Genomic DNA, 23,375 nt, shown 5'->3' with positions numbered 1-23,375 from the left:
TCTCAGGGCGCTTGTTGCACGACGGCCGGCAGCGGCACTTCGCTAGCCTGCCGTGGCTTGCCCAGGGGCGCGGTGGCCTTGCCGCTGCGCACCGCGGCGATGTCTTCCTCGCTAGGGTATTCGCCCAACAGCCAGTAGTCGAACACGCGCCGCGCGATCGGCGCGGCTGCGCTGGCGCCCCAGCCGGCGTTTTCGACGATCACCGCGAGCGCAATGCGCGGCGCCTCTGCCGGGGCGAAGGCCGTGTAGAGCGCATGGTCGCGCTGGCGTTCTTGCAGCTTGCTGGCGTTGTATTTTTCTTTCTGCCCTATGGTCACGGCCTGCGCCGTGCCGGTTTTGCCTGCCGAGAGGTAGCGCGCGCCGGCAAAGGCCCGCGCGGCGGTGCCCTGCTGCGTCACGCCGACCATGGCGCGATGCACCACCTCGACATGTTCGGGCTTGAAGCCCAGGTTCACGCCGGGCTCGGTCGGCAGCGCCTGGCGCGCGTGTGTGACCGGATCGAGCGTGGCCATGCCAAGGTGCGGGCGGTGGCGCACCCCGCCATTGGCCAGCGTGGCCGTGGCCTGGGCGAGTTGCAGGATGGTGAAGTTGTTGTAGCCCTGGCCTATGCCCAGCGAAATGGTCTCGCCCGCGTACCAGACTTTTTGCTCGGGGCGGCGGTAGGTGGCGCGCTTCCAGGCCTGGCTGGGCAGCACGCCGCGCAGTTCGCCGGCGAGGTCTATGCCCGTGATCTGCCCGAAGCCCAGCGGCGCCATGAAGTCGTGGATGGCGTCCACACCCAGGTCGTTCGCGAGGGCGTAGTAATACACATTGCTCGACTGCACGATGCTGCGGTGCATGTCCACCACGCCCAGGCCGCCGTCTTCATGGCTGCGGAAAGTGTGGCCGCCGAAGGTCCATGTGCCACGATCGACGATGGTGTCGCGCGGCGTGCGTTTGCCCAGCTCGAGCGCGGCCAGCGCCATGAAGGGCTTGTAGGTCGAGCCCGGCGGGTAGGTGCCGCGCAGGGCGCGGTTGAGCAGGGGTTTGTCGGGCGACTCGTTGAGCGCCGTCCAGTTTTCCACGTCTATGCCTTCGACGAACAGGTTGGGGTCGAACGTGGGTTTGGAGACGAGCGCGAGCACTTCGCCCGTGCGTGGGTCCAGGGCCACGAGCGCGCCGCGCCGCTCGCCGAACAGGTCTTCGACCATTTTTTGCAGCTTGATGTCGAGCGCGAGCACCACGTTGCTGCCCGGCGTGGCCGGGCGGCTCGCGAGCTTGCGCACGGCGCGCCCGCCTGCAGAGGTCTCCATGAGCTCCACGCCCGTGGTGCCGTGCAGCAGCGCTTCGTAGCTTTGCTCAATGCCCAGCTTGCCTATGTATTCGGTGCCGCGGTAGTTGGCCTCGTCGTCGGAATCCTCGATGCGCTCTTTTTCCGCCTGGTTGATGCGGCCTATGTAGCCTATGGCGTGGCTCGCGGTGTCGGCGAGCGGGTAGCTGCGAAAGAGCCGCGCCTTCACATCCACGCCTGGAAAGCGAAAGCGCTGCGCCGCAAAGCGCGCCACTTCTTCGTCCGTGAGGCGCGTGCGTATGGGCAGCGAATCGAAGTTGCGCGATTCTTCGAGCAAGCGCTTGAAGCGCCGGCGCTCGCGCGGGCCGATCTCGACCACCTGCGCGAGCGCGTCCAGCGTGGCTTCGAGGTCTGGCACCTTGGATGGGGTGAGCTCCAGCGTGTACGCGGCGTAGTTGCTCGCGAGCACCACGCCGTTGCGGTCCAGGATCAAACCGCGGCTGGGCACGATGGGCACCACCGCGGTGCGGTTGCTCTCGGCCTGCGCGGCCAGGTCTTCCTGGCGCACCACCTGCAGATACACCAGCCGCGCGAGCACGAGGCCAAACGCCAGCAGCACCACGGCGCCCATGACGAGCACGCGCAGGCGAAAGTCTGCCTCGTCGGCCTGCACGTTGCGCAGCTCCGCGATGGATGGGACTTCTTCGCCCGGCCATGGCGCATCGCTGCCCTGCAGGCGCCTACGCAGGCGCAGTGTGGTCTGGCGAAGGCGCGCAAACCTCGGCATGGTCACAAGGGGCGGTTCGCGTCGCGCTCGGGCGGGCGGCGCTGGGGGGCGAGCAATGCCCAGCTCGCCAGCGGCCACAGCAGGGTTTCGAGCAAGGGCGCGACGATACTGGCCAGCCCCGGGAACACGCCACCCCAGGCGAGCCCCACGGCCAGCGCTATGGCGTGCGCGAGCAGCAGCAGCGGCAGCACGTGCAAGGCCTGCGCCCAGGCGCCGAACCACGCGAGCCGCCGCTGCAGCGCCGCCGCGCCGTAGGCGAGCACGGTGTAAGCGAGTGCATGCTGGCCCAGCAGGCTGGTGGCTTGCACGTCCATGCACAGGCCCAGCACGAAGGCCGTGCCCATGCCCACGCGCTGCGGCTGGTGCACGCACCAGAAAGCGAGCAGCAGCATGAGGAAGTCCGGTAGCCAGACCACGCGCCCGAGCGGCAGCATGTTCAGCGCCAGGCCGGCGACCAGGCTCGCAGCGATGAAAAGAGGGTTGGCGGGCAACAGCAGCGCCTGCCCGCGCGGCATGATCATGGTGCGAGCCCTCCCTTGTTTTCAGCCTTGTTTTCGCCCTTGCCTTTCTTTTTTGCGGCGGGCGTTTCGGGGACTGCCGGCGGTGGGCGCTCCGGCAGCCGCGCGGCGAGCGGTTGCAGCACGAGTACGTGGCGTGCGCCCTGCACTTGGGCGAGCGGCGCGCAGATGACGCGCGCAAAGGTCGAGTCGGCACGGCGCTCCACGCGCAGCACCCGGGCCACGGGCTGGCCCGGTGGATAAACGCCATCGACGCCGCTGGTGCTGAGCAGGTCGCCTTCGCGGATATCGGCGCTGCTGGGCATGAAGCGCAGTTCCAGGCTGCCAGTGTGGCCCGCCACAGGATCACCAAAGGCTACGCCGCGCACTCCGGTGCGCATGTTCTGCACGGGGGTTGCCTGCTCGCGGTCGATCAGCAGCGTGACTTCACTCACGAGCGGCAGCACGCGCGTCACCTGGCCGAGCACGCCCGCGGCATCGATGACGGGCGATCCCGCCACCACGCCCGCGGCCTGGCCGCGGTCTATGACCACGCGCCGGCCGAACGGGTCGGCCGCGTCGTAAATCACCTCGGCCGCCTGGGCCGGTGTGTCTAGACGGTTTTTCAGTTGCAGCAATTGACGCAGTTGCTGGTTTTCCTGCAGCAGCAAGTCTGCCTGGTGTGCACGCTGCGCGAGCTGCAGCATCTGGGCGCGCGCGGCACGGGCGTCGGCCTCGGCCTGGTGCAGCGACTGGAAGTAGTCCAGCCCCTGGCGGGCGAACTCCACGGGCTGGCGCATCAACCACTGCGCGGGGTAGAGCACCGTCGCCACGGCCTGGCGCAGCGGCCCCACGAGCTGAAAGCGCGCGTCGGCCACCATCAGGAACAGCGCCAGCGCAGCGTACAGCGCCAGTTGCGACAGCGGCGACGGCCCCCGCTTGAAGAGCGAGGGCGCGCTGCGCTCCAGGGTTGCGGGCGGCATGGGGGAGCTTCAGTCCAGGGCGATCAGAGTGGGGCCGACGGCAAGGTGTGATGTGGGTATCCGTGCAGGGGCCACAAGCGCACACACTGGCATCCGCAGGGCATGATCGCGCGGCGCCCCAACCGCCTCATTCGCTCGTGAAAATGCTGCCGAGCCGGTCCATGCGCTCGAGCGCGATGCCGCAGCCGCGCACCACGCAGGTCAGCGGGTCTTCGGCCACGAGCACGGGCAGGCCGGTTTCCTCGGCGAGCAGGCGGTCGAGGTCGCGCAGCAACGCGCCGCCGCCCGTGAGCATCATGCCGCGCTCGGCAATGTCCGCGCCGAGCTCGGGCGGCGTCTGCTCGAGCGCGTTCTTGACGGCCGAGACGATCTGGTTGAGCGGGTCGGTGAGCGCCTCGAGCACTTCGTTGCTCGAAATGGTGAAGCTGCGCGGCACGCCCTCGCTGAGGTTGCGCCCCTTGACTTCCATCTCGCGCACTTCCGAGCCCGGGAAGGCCGAGCCTATGGTCTTTTTGATGAGCTCGGCCGTGGGCTCGCCGATCAGCATGCCGTAGTTGCGGCGGATGTAGTTGATGATGGCCTCGTCGAACTTGTCGCCGCCCACGCGCACGCTGCCCTTGTAAACCATGCCGCCGAGCGAGATCACGCCGACTTCGGTCGTGCCGCCGCCGATATCGACGACCATGGAGCCAGAAGCCTCGCTCACGGGCAGGCCCGCGCCTATGCCCGCGGCCATGGGTTCCTCAATCAAATAGACCGCCGTGGCGCCGGCGGCCTCGGCCGCATCCTTGATGGCGCGGCGCTCGACCTGCGTGGAGCCGCAGGGCACGCAGATGATGATGCGCGGGCTCGGCGTGAGCAGGGTGCGCGGATGCACCATCTTGATGAACTGCTTGATCATCTGCTCGGTGATCACGAAGTCGGCGATCACGCCGTCCTTCATCGGGCGGATGGCCTCGATGTTGCCGGGCACCTTGCCCAGCATGGCTTTGGCTTCGCGGCCCACGGCCTGGATGACTTTCTTGCCGTGCGGGCCGCCTTCGTGGCGGATCGCGACGACCGAGGGCTCGTCGAGCACTATGCCCTTGTCGCGCGCAAAAATCAGGGTGTTGGCCGTGCCAAGATCAATGGCCAGGTCGGTCGAAAAATACCGACGGAAAGCTCCGAACATTCAAAATCCTCTGAGGCACGGCATGCACGTGCGGCCTGCCAGTGCCGGGTTGGTGGGGTCAAAAGTTTTCACGACTTACGCAAATCGGGGTGAGGCACGGCGTTCGACCCATGGCAAAACACCTCGTTGCATCCTTGTTTGCGTAAGTCCAGGTTTTGCTTTTTTCGCACAATGACCGGCAGGAGGGAGGGTATTGCGGCAAAGCCGGGATAATACCTGATCACCCCCGCGCGGGCCCTCTTGCGGCCCCGTGCGCAGCACAGTTTTACATCTGTGGCAGCACCACTTTCACCCTTGTTTTTATGGCACTGACACCCCAGGACATCGAGCGCATCGCGCACCTGGCGCGGCTCGCGCTCAGCCCCGCCGAAGCCGAGCGCATGCACACGCAACTCAACGGCTTTTTTGCCATCGTCGAGCAAATGCGCGCCGTCGATACCAGCGGCCTCACGCCGCTGCCGCACCCCGTGGCCACCGTGCAGCCCGTGGCCCTGCGGCTGCGCGAGGACGTGGTGAGCGAGCCGAATCAGCGCGAACGCAACCAGCGCAGCGCCCCGGCCGTGGAGCGCGGCCTGTACCTCGTGCCCAAAGTCATCGAGTGAGGCCGCGCATGACATCGACCCCTGCATTGCACGATCTGGGCGTGGCCGAACTCGCCGCCGAATTGCGCGCACGCCGCGTGTCCGCCGTCGAAGCGGCGCAGCACTTTCTGGCGCGCGCGCGCACCCATCAGCACCTGGGTGCATACCTTGCGCTGAATGAGGAAGCGACGCTCGCGCAGGCGCGCGCCGCCGATGCACGCCTGCAGGCCGGCACGGGCGGCCCGCTCGAAGGTGTGCCCATCGCACACAAGGACATCTTCGTCACCCAGGACTTCCCGAGCACCGCGGGCTCGAAGATGCTCGCGGGCTACCCGTCGCCGTTCGACGCGACCGTGGTGCAGCGCCTCGCCGCGGCCGGCTGCGTGACGCTGGGCAAGCTCAACTGCGATGAATTCGCGATGGGCTCGGCCAACGAGAACTCGGCCATCGCGCCGCTGGGCTTTGACGCGCCCGCGCCGGTGCGCAACCCCTGGGACACGACGCGCGTGCCCGGGGGCTCCTCGGGCGGCAGCGCCGCGGCCGTGGCCGCGCGCCTGGTGCCCGCCGCGACGGGCACCGACACCGGCGGCTCGATCCGCCAGCCCGCCTCGTTTTGCGGCATCACGGGCATCAAGCCCACCTACGGGCGCGCCTCGCGCTACGGCATGATCGCCTTTGCTTCCAGCCTCGACCAGGCCGGCCCCATGGCGCACTCGGCGCACGATTGCGCGCTGCTGCTGTCGGCCCTGTGCGGCCCCGACCCTGACCGTGATTCGACGAGCCTGGACCTGCCCGCCGAGGATTTCAGCGCGCGGCTGAACGACAGCCTCGCTGGGCTGCGCGTCGGCATCCCCGCCGAATTCTTCGGCGATGGGCTGGCCGACGACGTGCGCGCGGCTGTCGAAGCCGTGCTCAAAGAGTACGAAAAACTCGGCGCCACGCTCGTGCCCATCCGCTTGCCGCGCACTGAATTGTCCATTCCGGTGTACTACATCATCGCGCCCGCCGAGGCAAGCTCCAACCTGAGCCGCTACGACGGCGTCAAGTTCGGCCACCGCGCGCGCGACTACACCGACCTCGAAGACATGTACAAAAAAACCCGCGCCGAAGGCTTCGGCGACGAGGTCAAGCGCCGCATCATGATAGGCACCTACGTGCTGAGCCACGGCTACTACGACGCCTACTACCTGCAGGCGCAAAAAATCCGCCGCATGATCGCTGACGACTTCCAGCAGGCTTTCACGCAATGCGACCTGATCGCCGGTCCCGTGGCGCCGAGCGTGGCCTGGAAGATCGGCGAGAAGGCCGATGACCCTGTGGCCAACTACCTGGCCGACATCTACACCCTGCCCGCCTCGCTCGCCGGCCTGCCCGGCATGAGCGTGCCCGCAGGCTTTGGCGCGCACGGCATGCCCGTGGGGCTGCAGCTCATCGGCAATTATTTCCAGGAAGCCCGACTGCTGAATGCGGCGCATCGCTTGCAGCAGGTGACGGATTTTCATTTGCGCCAGCCCGGGGGATTGTGAGATGACGAGCAGCACATTGATCCACGGCTACGAAGTCGTCATCGGTTTCGAAACCCATGCGCAGCTGGCCACGCGCAGCAAAATCTTCAGCCGCGCCTCCACGGCGTTTGGTGCCGAGCCCAATACGCAGGCCTGCGCGGTCGATCTGGCCTTGCCCGGTACGCTGCCGGTGATGAACCGCGCGGCCGTCGAGTGCGCTATCAAATTGGGATTGGCACTCGGCTCCCACATTGCGCCTATGAGCATTTTTGCGCGCAAAAATTATTTCTACCCTGATCTGCCCAAGGGCTACCAGATCAGCCAGTATGAAATCCCCGTGGTGCAAGGCGGCGAGGTGGTGTTTTACGTGGGCGAGGCGAAAAAAACCGTGCGCCTGGTGCGCGCGCACCTCGAAGAAGATGCCGGCAAGTCGCTGCACGAAGAGTTCCACGGCATGAGCGGCATCGACCTGAACCGCGCCGGCACGCCGCTGCTGGAAATCGTCACCGAGCCTGACATGCGCAGTACCGAGGAAGCCGTGGCCTATGCCAAAGAGCTGCACAAGATCGTCACCTGGATAGGCATTTGCGACGGCAACATGCAGGAGGGGAGTTTTCGCTGCGATGCGAACGTGAGCGTGCGCAAGCCCGGCCAGCCGCTGGGCACGCGGCGCGAAATCAAGAACCTCAACAGCTTCAAGTTCATGCAGCAGGCGATCGACTACGAGATCCGCTGGCAGATCGAGCAGCTCGAGGACGGCCACGCGATCCAGCAGGCCACGGTGCTGTTCGACCCCGCGACGGGCGAGACACGCGCCATGCGCACCAAAGAGGACGCGGCCGACTATCGCTATTTCCCTGACCCGGACTTGCCGCCGCTCTATATTTCAGAGCAATGGATCGAAGAGCAGCGTGCGCCGATGCCCGAATTGCCCCGTGCCATGGCAGCGCGTTTCGTGGCCGAGTATGGCCTGCCCGAGTACGACGCGAGCACGCTCACGCAGTCGCCCGCGATGGCCGCGTACTTCGAGGCCGTGGCGCGCGCCTGCGGCCAGCCCAAGCTCGCGAGCAACTGGATCATGGGCGAAGTCTCGCGGCGCCTCAACGCCGAAGAGATCGACATAGCGCAATCGCCCGTGGCGGCCGCGCAGCTGGCGGCGCTGATAGCGCGCATCGCCGACGGCACGCTCAGCAACAGTGCAGCGCGCCAGGTATTCGACGCCTTGTGGAAGGGCGAGGGCAGCGATGTCGATGCCTTGATCGAGGCCAAGGGCCTGAAACAAGTCAACGACACCGGCGCGCTCGAGCAGATCATCGCCGAAGTGATCGCCGCGAACCCCGACAACGTGGCGCAGTTCAAGGCCGGCAAGGACAAGGCTTTCAACGCGCTCGTCGGCCAGGTGATGAAGGCGAGCAAGGGCAAGGCGAATCCGCAGCAGGTGAATGCGCTGCTGCGCGCCAAGCTCGGCGGATGAACGATCGCAGCGGGGCGGCCTGACGGGGCCGCTTTTCAGCGCATTGCGGGCGGATTGGGGGCGGTGGCAGGCGCCTGCACAGGCGCTGCGGCGGGCGGTGAGCGCTGGCTATCCCACAGTTGGCGCAGGTGCGCCAGTTCGGCATCGAAACGCTGCTGAATGCGGCGCTTTTCCTGCTCCTGGTTGGCAATGAAGCGCCACTGCGCGGCCATTTCATCCTGGTTTTCGGCGACCTGGCGGCGCAATTTCAGGGGGGCTTTGCCCGGGTCCTTTTGGTAGAACTCCATTTCCGTGTCGAGCGCCTTGCGCTCCTGCAGCAATTCCTGCAGGCGTTTGCGGGCGATGGCCGACACTTCATCAACCTGCGCAAGCGCTGCGGCGCGCTCGGCATCGTGCGCGGCCTGGTTCGGGTAGCGCGCGAGCAGGGCGCGGTCGCGGCGGCGCTCTTCGAGGAGGCGCGATTGCTCTTCGGCCTCTTTGCGGCGCTGCGCTTCGAGGGCCGCACGCTCCTGTTCGGTGAGCGAGGGGCCGATCTTGCGGCGCGTCACGCCCGTGGGGCCGAGCTCACGCTGCTCGCGGTCGAGGCACTCGACGATGGGGCGGTCGGAGGTGATGCGCCGGCCCTGGGCATCGATGCAGGTGTAGATGCTGGCGCCCGAACTTGGCTGCGCGCCCGCGGCGGCGGCACCCAAGCCGGCAAGCAGCGCCGCACCGATGTTCCAGAATTGGTTCAAAAAATCGCTCCCCCGCCATCGTCATCGACCCCGTAGCGCTCGCGATAGGCGAGCACCCGGGCGCGGTGGGCTGCCATTGCGTCCCCGGCCGCGTCGGACAGGTACAGCAATAAATCTGCCAGGCGCGCAATCGCGCACACCTGCAGGCCGAGTTCGCGGCGCACGTACTGCACGGCGCTGTAGGGCACGTCCTGGCCGTTTTCGGTGGCTTTTTCCTGCCGGTCGAGCGCGACCACCATCGCATGCGGCGTGGCGCCGGCGGCGCGGATCAGCGCGATCGACTCGCGCGCCGCGGTGCCCGCGGACATCACGTCGTCGATGATGAGCACGCGCCCGCGCAATGGCGCGCCCACGAGCGTGCCGCCCTCACCGTGGTCTTTGGCTTCTTTGCGGTTGTAGGCGAAGGGCACGTTGCGCCCCCGGCGTGCGAGCTCCACGGCCACGGTGGCCGCGAGCGGGATGCCTTTGTAGGCCGGGCCGAATACCATGTCGAAGGCGATGCCGCTCGCTTGCAGCGCGCTTGCATAGAATTGCGCGAGCCGGCCGAGCTTGGCGCCGTCGTCGAACAGCCCGGCATTGAAGAAATAGGGGCTCAGGCGCCCCGCCTTGGTCTTGAATTCGCCGAAGCGCAACACACCGGCCTCGACGGCGAAACGCACGAAATCCTGCGCCAGCTGGCTTTGTGGTGCGCTTTGCACGCCCTTGTCCCCCATGGAAAAACCCTTGTTCAAGTTAAGCAGCCTCAATCTCAACGGCATCCGCTCGGCCGCCAGCAAAGGCGTGGAGCAATGGCTCGCCGCCACGCGGCCGGATTGTATTTGTGTGCAGGAGGTCAAGGCCCAGGCCGCCGACGTGCAGGGCCGCTTCGAGCAGCTTGCCGGGCTGCAGGGCTTTTTTCACTTTGCGCAGAAAAAAGGCTATGCGGGCGTGGGCATCTACACGCGCCACGCACCCAGCGACGTGCGGATGGGCTTTGGCGTGCCCGAATTCGACGCCGAGGGGCGCTACCTCGAGCTGCGCTTCGACACGCCCGCGCGCAAGCTCTCCATCGTGAGCGCGTACTTTCCGAGCGGCTCCTCGGGCGAGGAGCGCCAGCAGGCCAAGTTCCGCTTTCTCGAGGCGTTTTACCCGCACCTGCTGCAGTTGCAGGCCGAGCGCGAGTTCATCCTCTGCGGCGACCTCAACATCGCGCACCAGCCCATAGACCTGAAAAACTGGCGCAACAACCAGAAAAACAGCGGTTTTCTGCCCGAAGAGCGCGCCTGGCTGACAAAGCTGTTACGCACGAATGACAGCCCGGCCGGGCTCGTGGACGTTTATCGCCGGCTGCAGCCCAGCGCCACCGACGCGGCCTACACCTGGTGGAGCAACCGCGGCCAAGCCTGGGCGAAGAACGTGGGCTGGCGGCTCGACTACCACTTGGCCACGCCCGCGCTGGCCGAATTGGCACGCGCCGAGCATGTCTATAAGGCGCAGCGCTTTTCCGACCACGCGCCGATCACCATCGATTACGCCCTGGCGCTTTGACCTTGGTTTGCGCGCAAAAGCGCCTTTGCCCACGCATTTTGCTTACCCAGGCTATTGCTTATGTCCGATATTTCTGACCCAGCCTTTGCCGACCAGCCCGCCGAGGCCTCGATGCGCACTTTCACGCCTCCGCATGCCGAGGCGCTGTGGAAGCTGGTCACCGTCCCGCATCCGATCATAGGCAAAGCGCATCACCTCGGCGAGGCGCTGGTGCATGCGGGCCTCATCACCCCACCCGTGCTCGCCGATGCGCTGCAGATCCAGCGGTTCGAGCGCGAAAACGGCAATGACCCGCAATTGGGGCAAATCCTCGTCAGCCACGGCCATGTCACGCCGGAGCAGCTGCAGCGCGTCATCGACAGCTGGCTGGGCGAGTATGTGGTCGATCCCGGCAAGCTGACGCCCGACCCGGCGGCCCTGGCGCTGGTGCCGCGCACGGTGGCCGAGCGCGAATCGGTGCTGCCGCTGCTCGCGCGCGACGATGCGCTGGTGCTGCTGATGGCCGACCCACACGACCGTGTGCTGCTCGATGAGTTGCGCTTTCTGACGCAGCGGCGCCTGATCCCGGTGCACGCCGCGCCGGGCACGCTGCTGCCGGCGATCAGCCGCTTTTATGACGAGGTCAGCAACGCCGCAGCAGGGACGAAAAAGACCGCTTCGCCTGCAGCGGCCAATGGCGCTATGGTGACCCGACCCTCGAGTGCGCGGGAGCTGGCCTCCAGCCTGGACGCGGCGGGCGCGGATCTCGACGTGACGCCAGCCGACGTCATCAGCGAATCCGACAACACCCTGGTGCGCCTCATCAACTCGCTGATCACTGAAGCCATTTCTCACCGCGCCTCCGACATCCACATCGAAACCGAGCCACCGCCGCAGCCGGTGCGCATACGCCTGCGCATCGATGGCGATCTGCAACCCTATCTGGAGTTGCCTACGCGCTATCGATTTGCATTGGTGGCACGCCTCAAGATCATGGCGGTCATGGATATTTCGGAGCACCGCAAGCCGCAGGACGGCAAGATCGACTTTGCGCGCTTCGGCGGCCCGCCGGTCGAGTTGCGTGTGGTCACGGTGCCCACTTCGCGCGGGCTTGAGGACGTGGTGCTGCGTCTGCTCTCGGGCGCCAAGCCGCTGCCGCTCGATCAGATCGGCCTGAGCCCGGGCAATCTGGCGGGGCTGCGTACCTTGATGCGCAAGAGCTACGGCCTGATCCTGGTCTGCGGCCTCACGGGCAGCGGCAAGACGACCACGCTGCACTCGGTGGTGCGTGAGCTCAACACCGACAGCCGCAAGATCTGGACGGCCGAGGACCCGATCGAAATCTCCCAGGCCGGGCTACGCCAGGTGCAGATGAACCCGCGCATCGGCTGGACTTTCGCGGCAGCCATGCGCACCTTTTTGCGCGCCGACCCCGACGTGATCATGATCGGCGAGATGCGCGACGAGGAAACCGCGCGCATCGCGATCGAGGCTTCGCTCACCGGGCATCTGGTGCTCTCCACCCTGCACACCAATTCGGCGCCCGAGAGCATCACGCGGCTGCTCGAAATCGGGCTCGATCCGTTCAACTTTTCCGATTCGCTGCTCGGCATCCTGGCGCAGCGCCTGGTGCGGCGTCTGTGCACGGCCTGCCGCGCCCCGCGCGTGGCCGAGGCCGACGAGCTCGACGGCCTGGCGTCGCAGTACCTCGAAAGCGGCACCACCAACACGCCCGAAGTCCGTGCGGCGCTGATCGCGCAGTGGCGCCAGCGCTTCGGCGGCGAGGGCGGTGCGTTGCGCCTGTGGAAGCACGTGGGCTGCAAGGACTGCGAGGGCCACGGCTACCGCGGGCGCATGGGCATTCACGAGCTGATGCTGAGCGACGACACCATCCGCCAGCACATCCGCCACCGCGCGCCCGCCTCGGACATCCGCCATTCGGCGCTCGCCGCCGGCATGCTGACGCTGCGCCAGGACGGCATCGAAAAAGTGCTGCAAGGCCTGACCGACATGCCCGAGGTGATCGCCGCGAGCAATTTGTGACTCGTCCATTTCCCCTACGGAACCCGCCATGCTCCACTACCGTACCATCCCCGTCACGCCTTTCCAGCAGAACTGCTCCATCGTCTGGTGCGATGCCACGCATGAGGCGGCGCTCATCGACCCGGGCGGCGACATTGATCAACTGCTTGCCGAAGCCAGGCGCCTGGGCGTCAAGCCGACGCAGATCTGGCTTACGCACGCGCACATAGACCACGCTGGCGGCGCAGGTGAGCTCGCGCAATACCTCGGGATACCCATCGTCGGCCCGCACCCGGGCGACCAGTTCTGGATCGACGGTCTGGCGCAGCAAAGCGCGGCCTTCGGCTTTGCGCCCGCCGTGCCGTTCACGCCCACGCGCTGGCTCTACGACGGCGACACCGTGCAGGTGGGCCAGGAGACGCTGCAGGTGCGCCACACGCCCGGCCACACGCCCGGCCATGTGGTGTTCCACGCGCCGCAGATCGACCGCGCCTTTGTCGGTGACGTGCTGTTCGCGGGCAGCATTGGGCGCACGGACTTTCCGGGCGGCAACCACCAGCAGCTCATCGACAGCATCGTCCAGCGCCTGTGGCCCATGGGCGACCAGACGGTGTTCATCCCCGGCCACGGGCCCGAGAGCACCTTTGGGCGCGAGCGGCGCAGCAACCCCTTCGTGGGCGGCACCTGAGCCGAAAATTTTGCATAAAAAGTGCTTCTAGCCAAGGAAGCACAAGCGCAAGCAGCTATTGTTTGGAGAGTTCTTCGAGGAGCTTGGCGTGCACGCCGCCAAAGCCGCCATTGCTCATGCAGACGATGTGGTCGCCTGGCTGCGCGGCCTGCACGACCTGGCGTACCAGCGTGGCGATGTCGGGCGCGGTCTGCGCGCGTGCGCCCAGCGGCGCGAGCGCCTCGTGCGCGTCCCAGTCCAGGCCGCCGGTGTGGCAAAAGGCCAGGTCGGCGGGCTCCAAGGCCCAGGGCAGCTGTGCCTTCATGGTGCCGAGCTTCATGGTGTTGCTGCGCGGCTCGAACACGGCCAGGATGCGTGCCTGCGGCTGGCCCGGGCCGCCTAGCAGCCTGTCGGACTTTGGAATCGTCGGCTGCGAATGTGCCGCAGCGGCCCATTTTTTACCGTCTTCTTGCCCCATAGTCCCGCTATGGGGCGGCGAATCCGGCAAAAACTGGCCTCGCTGGGGCCCATTCTCGCTATCGACGCCCAAAGTCCGACAGGCTGCTAGCTGGCGGCGCAGGCCGTCGAGCGTGGTGCGTATGGCCGTGGGGTGGTGCGCGAAGTCGTCGTACACCGTGACTTCGCCGCCCGCGAGCGCCACGCGCCCGCGCAGCTCCATGCGCCGCCGCACGTTCTGAAAGCCCGCAAGCGCCTGCGCCGCCTGCGCCACCGGCACACCCACGTGCTGCGCCGCCGCAATGGCCGCGAGCGCGTTGAGCTGGTTGTGCACCCCCGTGAGCGACCAGACCACGCGCCCCTGCGGCGCGCCCTGCACGAGCACGTCGAAGGCCTGCGGCGCGCCCTCGGCGCAAAAATCGCTCACCGCGGCGCCAAAGCTGCGCACCTCGCTCCAACAGCCCTGGTGCAGCACGCGCGCAAGGCTCTCCTCGAGGCCGTTGACCACCACGCGCCCAGTGGCCGGCACGGTGCGCAGCAGGTGGTGGAACTGGCGCTCGATCGCGGCCAGGTCATCGAAGATGTCGGCGTGGTCGAATTCGAGGTTGTTGAGCACCGCGGTGCGCGGGCGGTAGTGCACGAACTTGCTGCGCTTGTCGAAAAAGGCCGTGTCGTACTCGTCGGCCTCGATCACGAACAGCGGCCGCGGCTGCCCCGGCGCCTGCGCGCCCAGGCGCGCCGAAATGCCGAAATTCAGCGGCACGCCACCCACCAGAAAGCCCGGCGTGAGCCCGGCGCTGTGCAAAATCCAGGCGAGCATGGAGGTCGTGGTGGTCTTGCCGTGCGTGCCCGCCACGGCCAGCACGTGGCGGCCCTGCAGCACATGCTCGGCCAGCCACTGCGGGCCGCTGGTGTAGGGCAGGCCCGCGTCGAGGATGGCTTCCATCAAGGGAAATTTGGGCGCTCCGTCGGCCAAGCGCGCGCGGCTGACCACGTTGCCCACCACGAACATGTCGGGCGCGAGCGCGAGCTGGTCGGCGCCAAAGCCTTCGATCAAATCGATGCCCAGCGCGCGCAGCTGCTCGCTCATGGGCGGATAGACGCCCGCGTCGCAGCCCGTGACCTTGTGCCCGGCCTCGCGCGCGAGCGCGGCCACGCCGCCCATGAAAGTGCCGCAAATGCCCAGAATGTGGATGTGCATGGCGGGGCATTGTAATCTTGGAGCAAAAATGGCATTTTGCACAGATACATCAAGCGCAGCTAGCTACCAAAAAAGGAGTTTTCCGCAGCCTGTGCGAGGCTGTGGGCCGTGTATGGCGCAGGGCCACGGGTTCGCGCCACAATGCGGGCTGCACATTCTTACCGCTCCACTGCCATGCCTGCCACATCCTTGAGCGCTGAAATCGCCAGCACCGCGGCCCGCCTGGCTGTGGAAGAGGGGCTCGAATGGGGGCCGGCCAAGCGCCGCGCGCTGCGCGTGCTGGGCCTGCCGGCGCGCACGCCACTGCCCGACAACACGCTGGTGGAAGCCGCCGTGCGCGAGCACATCGCGCTCTTTTGCGCCGACACCCAGCCGCGCGAGCTGCACGCGCTGCGCCAGCTCGCGCTCGCCTGGATGGAGCGCCTCGCGCAGTTCCGTCCCCACCTCGGCGGCGCCGTCTGGCATGGCACGGCCACGCGGCTTTCCGATATTTACCTGCAACTTTTCTGCGACGACCCCAAGTCCGCCGAGATCGCCCTCATCAACCACAGCGTGGAGTACGAGCCACGCACCGTGCCGGGCCTGCACGGCGCGCCCGTCGAGGCGCTGAGCATCTCCAGCCTCGCGCCCGAGCTGGGCGAGGCCGTCGGTGTGCACCTGCTGATCTACGACCTCGACGACCTGCGCGGCGCCCTGCGCCCCGACGCCCAGGGCCGCACGCCACGCGGCGACATCATGGCCGTGCGGCAGCTGCTGCAAGAAACGCCGAATCCGAAACCATGAACCCAAGCACTGAAGACAAGGCCAAGGCGGCGCCCGTACAGCCTGTAAATTCCGGTCGCCGTCGGCTGCTCTACGCCGGCGTCGCCGCTGCCGCCGCACTCGGCGGCGCCGCGCTGGCTTGGCGCAGACTTGCGCTTGATGGCCTTTCCCCTGGCGTGGAGCAGGCGCTTTGGGCGCAGGAGTTCGACACCCCCGGGGGCGGCGCGCGCCTGGCGCTGCGCAATTTTGCGGGCCGGCCGCTGCTGCTCAACTTCTGGGCCACGTGGTGCCCACCGTGCGTTGCCGAATTGCCGTTGCTCAACAGCTTTTACCGCGCGCACCGCGACGCGGGCTGGCAGGTGGTGGGCCTGGCGATCGACCAGCCGGCTGCAGTGCAGCGCTTCTTGCAGCGCCAGCCGCTCGATTTTCCGATCGGCCTGGCAGCGCAGGGCGGCATGGAACTGGCGCGCGCGCTCGGCAACCTGGGCGGCGGGTTGCCGTTCACGGTGGTCTTCGACGCGGGGGGCAAGGTGCGGAACCGTAAAATGGGCCAAGCCAGCGCCGCCGAATTGCAGCAATGGGCGGCGTTGCCAGTGCGCTGAGCATCCCTGCCGGCTCCGTGCGCGACACCTTTTCATGGCCACATCCACCTTGTGCGGCCGCCTGGCGATCATGCAAAATTGCGGCAGATCATGAAAAATATCCGCCAAAGCGCAAAATTGGCCGAAATTGCAGTAAATTCGCGCCCTCTCGTTTCATCGCCTGCGGAGCATCCATGGACTTGCGAAAACTCAAAACCTTGATCGACCTCGTGTCCGAATCGAACGTGTCGGAACTCGAAATCACCGAAGCCGAGGGCAAAGTACGTATCGTCAAGGGCGGCCCTGCCATGGTGCAGCAGTACGTCCCGGTGGCCGCGCCCGTGCCCATGGCCACGGCTGCGGCCCCCGCCGCAGCGGCCGCGGCCGAATTGCCCGCGCCTGCAGCCTTGCCGGGCCATGTGGTCAAGTCGCCCATGGTGGGCACCTTCTACCGCGCACCCAGCCCCGGCGCCAAGCCTTTCGTCGAGGTGGGTAGCCAGGTCAAGGAAGGCGACACCCTGTGCATCATCGAGGCCATGAAAATCCTCAACGAGATCGAGGCCGACAAGGCCGGCACCGTGACGCGCGTCCTCTGCGAAAACGGCCAGGCCGTGGAATACGGACAACCGCTGTTCGTGATCGAGTAAGGCGGCGCATGTTCCAAAAGATATTGATCGCCAACCGCGGCGGACATGCCGCAGGCATGGCGAAGCAAATTGCCCTGACACGCGTAGCGTGTGGGCGATGAGCCGCGGGAGAAACCATGTTTAAAAAAATATTGATCGCGAACCGCGGTGAGATCGCTCTACGCATACAGCGCGCCTGCCAGGAACTCGGCGTCAAAGCCGTGATGGTCTATTCCGAGGCCGATCGCGACGCCAAATACGTCAAGCTCGCCGAAGAAGCAGTGTGCATAGGCCCCGCGCCCTCGCCGCTGAGCTACCTCAACATGCCGGCCATCATCTCGGCCGCCGAGGTGACCGACGCCGAGGCCATCCATCCGGGCTACGGCTTCTTGAGCGAAAACGCTGATTTTGCCGAGCGCGTGCAAAAGAGCGGTTTTGAATTCATAGGCCCCACGCCCGATGCCATCCGCATCATGGGCGACAAGGTTGCGGCCAAGCAGGCCATGGTGCAGGCTGGCGTGCCTTGCGTGCCGGGCTCGGAGGGCGCGCTGCCCGACGATCCCGTGCAAATCGGCCGCATCGCGCGCGCCGTGGGCTACCCCGTGATCATCAAGGCGGCGGGCGGCGGCGGCGGGCGCGGCATGCGCGTGGTGCACACCGAGGCAGCGCTGATCAACGCCGTGCAAACCACCAAGTCCGAAGCGGCAGCAGCCTTTGGCAACCCCTCGGTCTATCTGGAAAAATTCCTGCAAAACCCGCGCCACATCGAGATCCAGGTGCTCGCCGACAAGCACCGCAACGCCGTCTATCTGGGCGAGCGCGACTGCTCCATGCAGCGGCGCCACCAAAAGGTGATCGAAGAGGCCCCGGCACCCGGCATCCCGCGCCGGCTCATCGAGCGCATCGGCGAGCGTTGCGTGGCCGCGTGCAAAAAGATCGGCTACCGCGGCGCGGGCACCTTCGAATTCCTGTACGAAAACGGCGAGTTCTACTTCATCGAGATGAACACGCGCGTGCAGGTCGAGCACCCGGTCACCGAGTGGATCACCGGCATAGACATCGTGCGCACGCAGATCATGGTCGCTGCGGGCGAAAAGCTGCCATTCACGCAGCGCCAGATCGAGCTGCGCGGCCATGCGATCGAGTGCCGCATCAATGCCGAAGACCCGTACAAATTCACCCCATCGCCGGGCCGCATCACCATGTGGCACCCGCCGGGAGGGCCGGGCGTGCGCGTGGATTCGCACATCTATACCAACTATTACGTGCCGCCGAACTACGACTCCATGATCGGCAAGCTCATCACGCACGGCGACACGCGTGAACAGGCGCTCGCGCGCATGCGCACGGCGCTCGCCGAAACGGTGGTCGAGGGCATACAGACCAACATCCCGCTGCACCGCGAGATGCTCGTGGATGCCAAGTTCATCGCCGGCGGCACGAGCATCCATTACCTCGAAGAGTGGCTGGAACAGCACAAACGCTGAGGCTCCTTTCGCTTGCTTTGCGCCCCGCGCCCAACTTTCGGCCGTTTTCACCCACCGCCCAAGCCATGTTTGAATTGCGCCTGCTGTGCCCCGAGGGCAGCGTCGAAGCCGTGAGCGATGCGCTCGAAGCGCTCGACGCCCTGAGCGTGTCGGTCGAGGATGCCGACGCGCAGACCGAGGCCGAGCAGGCGCTGTTCGGTGAGCCCGGCATGCCGCCGCCCCGCGAAGGCTGGCAGCGCAGCCGCGTGCTGGCGCTGTTTGCCACCGAAGAGGCGGCGCAGCAGGCGCAGCAGCTGCTCGCCGTGCAGGATTTTTTTGCCGGCTGCGCGCTGCTAGGCCTGGCTGCCGTGCCCGAGCAGGACTGGGTGCGGTTGACGCAGGCACAGTTTGCGCCCGTGGAGATCACGCCCGACTTCTGGATCGTGCCCAGCTGGCACGACTTGCCGCCGCAGGCGCGGCGCAGCCTGCGGCTCGATCCGGGGCTGGCCTTCGGCACGGGCACGCACCCCACCACGCGCATGTGCCTGCGCTGGATGGCACGCCAAGCGCAACAGGCCACTGCGGCCGGCGCCGCGCAGCACAAGGCTGGCGCAGTGCAGGCCGTGAATCCGTTCGGGCGCGTGCTCGACTACGGCTGCGGCTCGGGCATCCTGGCGCTGGGCGCGGCCCTGTTCGGGGCGACCGAGATCGACGCCGTCGATATCGACCCCGCCGCCGTGCAAGCCACGCTGGAAAACGCGCGCGCCAACGGTGTGCAGGCCCCGGGCGTGCAGCTGCGTGTGGGCTTGCCGGAGCTTGCGCAGGGCCAGTACCAGACCGTGTTTGCCAACATCCTCGCGAGCCCGCTCAAGGTGCTCGCGCCCTTGCTGTGCGCCCATGTCGCGCCAGGCGGCTGGCTCGTGCTCGCAGGCATCCTCGAGCGCCAGGCGCAGGAGCTGCAAGAGGCCTATGCCCCGTGGCTACGCCTCGAAGTGGCCGACACCGAGGACGGATGGATTCTGATGGCCGGCATGCGCTGAACTGTGCGCGGGACCGGCATGGCGGGTGGCGCTTCCAGAGGGCGCCCTAAAATGGGCCGCTGATGAGCCAGATCACACGCTGCCCTTTTTGCGGAACCCGTTTCAGGGTCGTTACCGACCAGCTGCGCATCTCCGCCGGCTGGGTGCGTTGCGGGCAGTGCCACGAGATTTTCGACGCCTCGGCCCAGCTCGTACCCGCCAGCGCGCAGACGCTCTGGCCCGATGCGGTGCCTGCAGCAGATTCTCAGCAGCCGCCCGCAGGTGCAGGGTTGCTGGATTCAGCGTCACCGGCGGCAACCATCGCTGCGGCGCAGCGTTCGTCTTCCGACGACGCATCCAGTCTGCAGGCAGGCGCTTCAATCTTGCCGGCGTTTCTGGCGCATGCACACGCACCCCCTGCTGCATTGTTGGATAGGGGGCCGCCAGAGGGCGCAAGCCCCGCCGCGCCGCCCCCAGAGCAGGAGTTGGAGGGTTACGAGCTGCCGTTCGCCGAGCTGCGCGATTCCGGCTGGCCGCAGGAGGATGAAGAAGCGCAGACTGGCGATGCGGCGGTAGATGAACACGGAACCCCGCCTGTACCTGCCCATGGGCAGGAGCAGCACGAGGGCGCGTCTGCCATGGGGTACATGGCAGACGCGCAGACAGCGCACGAGCCTGCCGCGCTGGCGCCGCCCGAGGATGCCGGATTTACTACCGATGCATCAGCCAGCGAAATGCTCATGCAGGCGAATGAAGTGCCAACCGGCTACGCCTGGGACGATGAAGCCCCTCTCGAAGACGCAGAGCCCGATGTGCAGGAACCCGGTTTCGTGCGCGCCGCGCGGCGCCGCGCCTTCTGGCGCCGGCCGTGGGTGCGTGCAGGGCTGGCTGCGCTATCCGTGCTTTTGCTGGCGGCGCTGGCCTTGCAGGTCGCCGTGCAGGAGCGGGATGCCATCGCCGCCGCGGCTCCGGCGACGCGGCCATGGTTGCAGCGGGTATGCGCCCCGCTGGGCTGCAGCGTGGCGCCGCTGCGCCGCATCGCGGACGTGGTGATAGACAGCTCTTCGTTCCAAAAAGGCCGCGGCGACAGCTACCAGCTCGCGTTCAGCCTGCAAAATCGCGCTGCCCATGCGCTGGCGATGCCGGCGCTGGAGCTGACCCTGACCGACGCGCAGGATCAGCCTACTGCACGCCGCGTGCTGCTGCCCAAGGACATCGGGGCGCCGGCGGAGCTCCCGCCCCGCGGCGGCTGGGGCGCCTCGCTGACGGTGGTCGTGACCACGGGCGGTGCGCGCGTGGCCGGCTACCGCCTGCTGGCGTTTTATCCTTGACTTTTTTCTGACTCCACCTTTTATTTTTATGGCAGCCCTGATTTGCGGTTCTCTCGCGTTCGACACCATCATGACCTTCGAGGGGCGCTTTGCCGAGCAGATACTGCCCGACCAGTTGCACATCCTCAACGTGTCCTTTCTCGTGCCCACCCTGCGGCGCGACTTTGGCGGCTGCGCGGGCAATATTGCCTACAGCCTGCACCTGCTGGGCGGCACGCCCTGGCCCATGGCCATGCTGGGCAGCGACGGCGGTGGGTATTTGCAGTGTCTGCAGGCGCAGGGCATCCCCACGGCCCATGTCGGCATGGCCCAGGACACCTACACCGCGCAGGCCATGATCATGACCGACCGCGACAACAACCAGATCACCGCGTTCCACCCCGGTGCGATGCTGCAGGCGCACACCCTGCGCATCACGCCGCACCCGGACATCGCGCTGGCCATCATTGCGCCCGATGGACGCGAGGCCATGCTCGAGCATGCCGAGCAACTCGCAGCGGCGGACATTCCGTTCGTGTTCGATCCGGGGCAGGGCTTGCCGATGTTCGACGGGCCTGAGCTCGCGCGCTTCGTCGAGCAGGCGAGCTGGGTCGCAGTGAACGACTACGAGGGCAAGATGCTGTGCGAGCGCACGGGCTGGTCACTGGCCGACATTTCGCGCAAAGTACGCGGCCTGATCGTGACGCTGGGCGCGCAAGGCTGCGAGGTTTGGGTGGACGGCGCCAAGGCGCACGTACCCGCCGTCACGCCGGCGCAGATTGTCGATCCCACGGGTTGCGGAGACGCCTGGCGCGGCGCCCTGCTGTACGGGCTCGAACGCGGCTGGCCGCTCGAGCGCTGCGCAGCCCTGGGCAACCGGATCGGCGCCCTCAAGATCGCCCACCGCGGGCCGCAGAACTACACGCTGGACTTCACGCCAGGCTAAGCAAGCGCGGTGCCGTCAAGGCTTGCTGCCCGTCGGGAAGGGCCAGGCTGCCTGGGGATTCAGAGTGGTCTGAGCAGGAGCGGAGGCCTTGGCGGCCTTCTTCGCAGGTGCAGCGGCCTTCTTCGCAGGTGCAGCAGCCTTCTTCGCAGGTGCAGCGGCCTTCTTCGCAGGTGCAGCTGCCTTCTTCGCAGGTGCAGCAGCCTTCTTCGCAGGTGCAGCAGCCTTCTTCGCAGGTGCAGCGGCCTTCTTCGCAGGCGCAGCAGCCTTCTTCGCAGGCGCAGCAGCCTTCTTCGCCGGTGCAGCAGCCTTCTTCGCAGGTGCAGCAGCCTTCTTCGCAGGTGCAGCAGCCTTCTTCGCAGGTGCAGCAGCCTTCTTCGCAGGCGCTTCGGTCCTCATGGCCTGGGATGCGGCGGGTTTTTTTGCAGTTGCCATCATGTTCTCCTTGGGTCGATGTGTTGAGCGCGCTTCACCCATACGGTGAGCGGGCAGTTAGGGGTGGAGGCCGATCCCTCCCGCATGAACACGAAAAACGCCCCACCTAGTGCAACACAAGGCAATGCAGTGATGGCAGGCGCGATAGTCATGGCTTTTGTCTGCACCCGACGGGATCAATCCCAGGAGAGTGCGCCTCCAGACTGGTATTCGATGACCCGCGTTTCGAAGAAATTGCGCTCCTTTTTGAGGTCTATCATCTCGCTCATCCAGGGGAAGGGGTTTTCTTCGTTGGGGAAAAGGGCTTCGAGGCCGATCTGCGTGGCGCGGCGGTTGGCGATGTAGCGCAGATAGCCTTTGAACATGGAGGCGTTCAAGCCCAGCACGCCGCGCGGCATGGTGTCTTCGGCGTAACGGTATTCGAGCTCGACCGCTTTGAGGAAAAGTTCCTTGACCTCGGTTTTGAACGCGGGCGTCCACAGCTGCGGGTTCTCGAGCTTGAGCTGGTTGATCAGGTCGATGCCGAAGTTGCAGTGCATGGACTCGTCGCGCAGGATGTACTGGTACTGCTCGGCCGCGCCGGTCATCTTGTTTTGCCGGCCCAGCGCCAGGATCTGCGTGAAGCCGACGTAGAAGAACAGCCCTTCCATCAGGCAGGCGAAGACGATCAGGCTCTTGAGCAGGGTCTGGTCGGCCTCGGGCGTGCCGGTGTGGAAATGCGGGTCCATGATGGCGTCGATGAACGGGATCAGGAACTCGTCCTTGGCGCGGATCGCGGGAACTTCATGGTAGGCGTTGAAGATTTCGCCCTCGTCGAGCCCCAGCGACTCGACGATGTACTGGTACGCGTGCGTGTGGATGGCTTCTTCGAAGGCCTGGCGCAGCAGGAACTGGCGGCATTCGGGCGCCGTGATGTGACGGTAGGTGCCGAGCACGATGTTGTTGGCGGCCAGGCTGTCGGCGGTGACGAAGAAGCCCAGGTTGCGCTTGACGATGCGGCGCTCTTCCTCGGTCAGGCCGTTCGGGTCTTTCCAGAGCGCGATGTCGCGCGTCATGTTGACCTCTTGCGGCATCCAGTGGTTGGCGCAGGTTGCGAGGTACTTTTCCCAGGCCCATTTGTATTTGAAGGGCACGAGCTGGTTGACGTCGGTCTGGCCGTTGATGATGCGCTTGTCGGCGGCGTTGACGCGGCGCTCGGATACTTTTTGCGCCGGGGCCTGGGGCCTGGGTGCGGCAAACGTGGCCGCCGCATTTTCAGGGGCGCGGGGTGCGAGAAACGGCGATGTGCCGAGCATAGTACCGCCGGGAGGCAGTGCAATGCCCGGTGCGCCAGATGCGGCGGGGGTGGTTTCTTCGTCCCAATTCAGCATGGTTTTTTC

General features: G+C 66.6%; 22 protein-coding genes. 13 read left to right on the top strand and 9 right to left on the bottom strand.

The features are described from left to right. Positions 1-2 precede the first annotated feature (2 nt). From mrdA to FK527_RS04970, 4 genes are all read right to left on the bottom strand, one after another. Positions 3-1,961, bottom strand: a complete 1,959-nt coding sequence (gene mrdA, locus FK527_RS04985; protein ID WP_144730734.1) for a penicillin-binding protein 2 — start codon at positions 1,959-1,961, stop codon at positions 3-5. Positions 1,962-2,059: 98 nt separating this feature from the next. After that, complete coding sequence (mreD, locus tag FK527_RS04980; protein WP_144730621.1) at positions 2,060-2,578, bottom strand: rod shape-determining protein MreD; 519 nt, start codon at positions 2,576-2,578, stop codon at positions 2,060-2,062. After that, a complete protein-coding gene (gene mreC / locus FK527_RS04975) occupies positions 2,575-3,537 on the bottom strand; it encodes a rod shape-determining protein MreC (RefSeq protein WP_144730618.1) in 963 nt (320 codons plus the stop codon). The genes mreD and mreC overlap by 4 nt, the downstream gene beginning before the upstream one ends. 127 nt (positions 3,538-3,664) lie before the next feature. Next, positions 3,665-4,708 carry a rod shape-determining protein gene (locus tag FK527_RS04970; RefSeq protein ID WP_114482545.1) on the bottom strand — a complete coding sequence of 348 codons (1,044 nt, stop codon included), beginning with the start codon at positions 4,706-4,708 and terminating at the stop codon, positions 3,665-3,667. A gap of 302 nt (positions 4,709-5,010) precedes the next feature. On the opposite strand from FK527_RS04970, the gene gatC reads away from it, so the two are divergent. Genes gatC through gatB form a run of 3 tightly spaced genes read left to right on the top strand, consistent with a single transcriptional unit; the run spans position 5,011 to position 8,268 of the window. Further along, a complete protein-coding gene (gene gatC / locus FK527_RS04965) occupies positions 5,011-5,310 on the top strand; it encodes an Asp-tRNA(Asn)/Glu-tRNA(Gln) amidotransferase subunit GatC (RefSeq protein ID WP_144730615.1) in 300 nt (99 codons plus the stop codon). Between the two features lie 8 nt (positions 5,311-5,318). Continuing rightward, the gene (gatA, locus tag FK527_RS04960; protein WP_144730612.1) at positions 5,319-6,815 is read left to right on the top strand and encodes an Asp-tRNA(Asn)/Glu-tRNA(Gln) amidotransferase subunit GatA; all 1,497 of its coding nucleotides are present in this window, start codon (positions 5,319-5,321) and stop codon (positions 6,813-6,815) included. A gap of 1 nt (position 6,816) precedes the next feature. Then, positions 6,817-8,268: an Asp-tRNA(Asn)/Glu-tRNA(Gln) amidotransferase subunit GatB gene (gene gatB / locus FK527_RS04955; RefSeq protein WP_144730609.1), complete on the top strand. Its 1,452-nt coding sequence runs from the start codon at positions 6,817-6,819 to the stop codon at positions 8,266-8,268. Between the two features lie 35 nt (positions 8,269-8,303). On the opposite strand, the gene FK527_RS04950 is transcribed toward gatB, so the two are convergent. Further along, complete coding sequence (locus tag FK527_RS04950) at positions 8,304-9,002, bottom strand: DUF4124 domain-containing protein (RefSeq protein WP_425460406.1); 699 nt, start codon at positions 9,000-9,002, stop codon at positions 8,304-8,306. Continuing rightward, positions 8,999-9,715 carry an orotate phosphoribosyltransferase gene (gene pyrE, locus FK527_RS04945; RefSeq protein ID WP_144730728.1) on the bottom strand — a complete coding sequence of 239 codons (717 nt, stop codon included), beginning with the start codon at positions 9,713-9,715 and terminating at the stop codon, positions 8,999-9,001. The genes FK527_RS04950 and pyrE overlap by 4 nt, the downstream gene beginning before the upstream one ends. Positions 9,716-9,725: 10 nt before the next feature. Between pyrE and FK527_RS04940 the strand changes: the two genes are divergently transcribed. From FK527_RS04940 to FK527_RS04930, 3 genes are read left to right on the top strand one after another with little or no spacing between them, the layout of a single operon-like run. Beyond that, positions 9,726-10,529, top strand: a complete 804-nt coding sequence (locus FK527_RS04940) for an exodeoxyribonuclease III (RefSeq protein WP_144730606.1) — start codon at positions 9,726-9,728, stop codon at positions 10,527-10,529. A gap of 60 nt (positions 10,530-10,589) precedes the next feature. After that, on the top strand, positions 10,590-12,551 hold the full coding sequence (locus FK527_RS04935) for a GspE/PulE family protein (protein WP_246072674.1): 1,962 nt from the start codon (positions 10,590-10,592) through the stop codon (positions 12,549-12,551). 28 nt (positions 12,552-12,579) lie between these two features. Then, a complete protein-coding gene (locus tag FK527_RS04930; RefSeq protein WP_144730603.1) occupies positions 12,580-13,218 on the top strand; it encodes an MBL fold metallo-hydrolase in 639 nt (212 codons plus the stop codon). A gap of 55 nt (positions 13,219-13,273) precedes the next feature. Here FK527_RS04930 and mpl read toward each other — a convergent pair whose 3' ends face one another. After that, positions 13,274-14,854 (bottom strand): UDP-N-acetylmuramate:L-alanyl-gamma-D-glutamyl-meso-diaminopimelate ligase, encoded by a 1,581-nt coding sequence (gene mpl / locus FK527_RS04925; protein ID WP_144730600.1) that lies wholly within the window; start codon positions 14,852-14,854, stop codon positions 13,274-13,276. 174 nt (positions 14,855-15,028) lie between these two features. On the opposite strand from mpl, the gene FK527_RS04920 reads away from it, so the two are divergent. The 7 genes from FK527_RS04920 (at position 15,029) to FK527_RS04890 (ending at position 21,564) form a co-directional block, all read left to right on the top strand. Further along, entirely contained in the window at positions 15,029-15,637 is a 609-nt protein-coding gene (locus FK527_RS04920) for a hypothetical protein (RefSeq protein WP_144730597.1), read from the top strand. After that, the gene (locus FK527_RS04915) at positions 15,634-16,218 is read left to right on the top strand and encodes a TlpA family protein disulfide reductase (protein ID WP_144730594.1); all 585 of its coding nucleotides are present in this window, start codon (positions 15,634-15,636) and stop codon (positions 16,216-16,218) included. The genes FK527_RS04920 and FK527_RS04915 overlap by 4 nt, the downstream gene beginning before the upstream one ends. A 173-nt stretch (positions 16,219-16,391) precedes the next feature. Beyond that, on the top strand, positions 16,392-16,844 hold the full coding sequence (gene accB, locus FK527_RS04910; RefSeq protein WP_144730591.1) for an acetyl-CoA carboxylase biotin carboxyl carrier protein: 453 nt from the start codon (positions 16,392-16,394) through the stop codon (positions 16,842-16,844). 116 nt (positions 16,845-16,960) lie between these two features. Next, the gene (gene accC / locus FK527_RS04905) at positions 16,961-18,310 is read left to right on the top strand and encodes an acetyl-CoA carboxylase biotin carboxylase subunit (RefSeq protein WP_144730588.1); all 1,350 of its coding nucleotides are present in this window, start codon (positions 16,961-16,963) and stop codon (positions 18,308-18,310) included. A 65-nt stretch (positions 18,311-18,375) separates the two neighbouring features. Beyond that, entirely contained in the window at positions 18,376-19,329 is a 954-nt protein-coding gene (prmA, locus tag FK527_RS04900; RefSeq protein ID WP_144730585.1) for a 50S ribosomal protein L11 methyltransferase, read from the top strand. Positions 19,330-19,391: 62 nt separating this feature from the next. Next, the gene (locus tag FK527_RS04895; RefSeq protein ID WP_144730582.1) at positions 19,392-20,639 is read left to right on the top strand and encodes a zinc-ribbon and DUF3426 domain-containing protein; all 1,248 of its coding nucleotides are present in this window, start codon (positions 19,392-19,394) and stop codon (positions 20,637-20,639) included. 28 nt (positions 20,640-20,667) lie between these two features. Beyond that, positions 20,668-21,564, top strand: a complete 897-nt coding sequence (locus FK527_RS04890; protein ID WP_144730578.1) for a carbohydrate kinase family protein — start codon at positions 20,668-20,670, stop codon at positions 21,562-21,564. Between the two features lie 15 nt (positions 21,565-21,579). Here the strand turns inward: FK527_RS04890 and FK527_RS17470 are convergent, their stop codons facing one another. Next, the gene (locus tag FK527_RS17470) at positions 21,580-21,996 is read right to left on the bottom strand and encodes a histone (protein ID WP_144730723.1); all 417 of its coding nucleotides are present in this window, start codon (positions 21,994-21,996) and stop codon (positions 21,580-21,582) included. A 176-nt stretch (positions 21,997-22,172) separates the two neighbouring features. Next, complete coding sequence (locus tag FK527_RS04880; RefSeq protein WP_144730575.1) at positions 22,173-23,366, bottom strand: ribonucleotide-diphosphate reductase subunit beta; 1,194 nt, start codon at positions 23,364-23,366, stop codon at positions 22,173-22,175. Between the last annotated feature and the right edge of the window lie 9 nt (positions 23,367-23,375).

Source organism: Extensimonas perlucida (genome assembly GCF_007655255.1).
Taxonomy (GTDB): Bacteria; Pseudomonadota; Gammaproteobacteria; order Burkholderiales; family Burkholderiaceae_C; genus Extensimonas; species Extensimonas perlucida.
Note: the sequence above shows the minus strand (reverse complement) of the source record. Positions and strands in the feature narration are given on the sequence as shown.

What these genes read in the sequence shown, in the direction of transcription:
- accB (WP_144730591.1), top strand. Translation starts at nt 16,392, where the DNA reads ATGGACTTGCGAAAACTCAAAACCTTGATCGACCTCGTGTCCGAATCG.
- FK527_RS04890 (WP_144730578.1), top strand. Translation starts at nt 20,668, where the DNA reads ATGGCAGCCCTGATTTGCGGTTCTCTCGCGTTCGACACCATCATGACC.
- mreC (WP_144730618.1), bottom strand. Translation starts at nt 3,537, where the DNA reads ATGCCGCCCGCAACCCTGGAGCGCAGCGCGCCCTCGCTCTTCAAGCGG.
- FK527_RS04915 (WP_144730594.1), top strand. Translation starts at nt 15,634, where the DNA reads ATGAACCCAAGCACTGAAGACAAGGCCAAGGCGGCGCCCGTACAGCCT.
- pyrE (WP_144730728.1), bottom strand. Translation starts at nt 9,715, where the DNA reads ATGGGGGACAAGGGCGTGCAAAGCGCACCACAAAGCCAGCTGGCGCAG.
- FK527_RS04895 (WP_144730582.1), top strand. Translation starts at nt 19,392, where the DNA reads ATGAGCCAGATCACACGCTGCCCTTTTTGCGGAACCCGTTTCAGGGTC.
- gatC (WP_144730615.1), top strand. Translation starts at nt 5,011, where the DNA reads ATGGCACTGACACCCCAGGACATCGAGCGCATCGCGCACCTGGCGCGG.
- FK527_RS04930 (WP_144730603.1), top strand. Translation starts at nt 12,580, where the DNA reads ATGCTCCACTACCGTACCATCCCCGTCACGCCTTTCCAGCAGAACTGC.
- gatA (WP_144730612.1), top strand. Translation starts at nt 5,319, where the DNA reads ATGACATCGACCCCTGCATTGCACGATCTGGGCGTGGCCGAACTCGCC.
- FK527_RS04920 (WP_144730597.1), top strand. Translation starts at nt 15,029, where the DNA reads ATGCCTGCCACATCCTTGAGCGCTGAAATCGCCAGCACCGCGGCCCGC.
- FK527_RS04935 (WP_246072674.1), top strand. Translation starts at nt 10,590, where the DNA reads ATGTCCGATATTTCTGACCCAGCCTTTGCCGACCAGCCCGCCGAGGCC.
- prmA (WP_144730585.1), top strand. Translation starts at nt 18,376, where the DNA reads ATGTTTGAATTGCGCCTGCTGTGCCCCGAGGGCAGCGTCGAAGCCGTG.
- mpl (WP_144730600.1), bottom strand. Translation starts at nt 14,854, where the DNA reads ATGCACATCCACATTCTGGGCATTTGCGGCACTTTCATGGGCGGCGTG.
- FK527_RS17470 (WP_144730723.1), bottom strand. Translation starts at nt 21,996, where the DNA reads ATGGCAACTGCAAAAAAACCCGCCGCATCCCAGGCCATGAGGACCGAA.
- accC (WP_144730588.1), top strand. Translation starts at nt 16,961, where the DNA reads ATGTTTAAAAAAATATTGATCGCGAACCGCGGTGAGATCGCTCTACGC.
- mreD (WP_144730621.1), bottom strand. Translation starts at nt 2,578, where the DNA reads ATGATCATGCCGCGCGGGCAGGCGCTGCTGTTGCCCGCCAACCCTCTT.
- FK527_RS04970 (WP_114482545.1), bottom strand. Translation starts at nt 4,708, where the DNA reads ATGTTCGGAGCTTTCCGTCGGTATTTTTCGACCGACCTGGCCATTGAT.
- gatB (WP_144730609.1), top strand. Translation starts at nt 6,817, where the DNA reads ATGACGAGCAGCACATTGATCCACGGCTACGAAGTCGTCATCGGTTTC.
- FK527_RS04880 (WP_144730575.1), bottom strand. Translation starts at nt 23,366, where the DNA reads ATGCTGAATTGGGACGAAGAAACCACCCCCGCCGCATCTGGCGCACCG.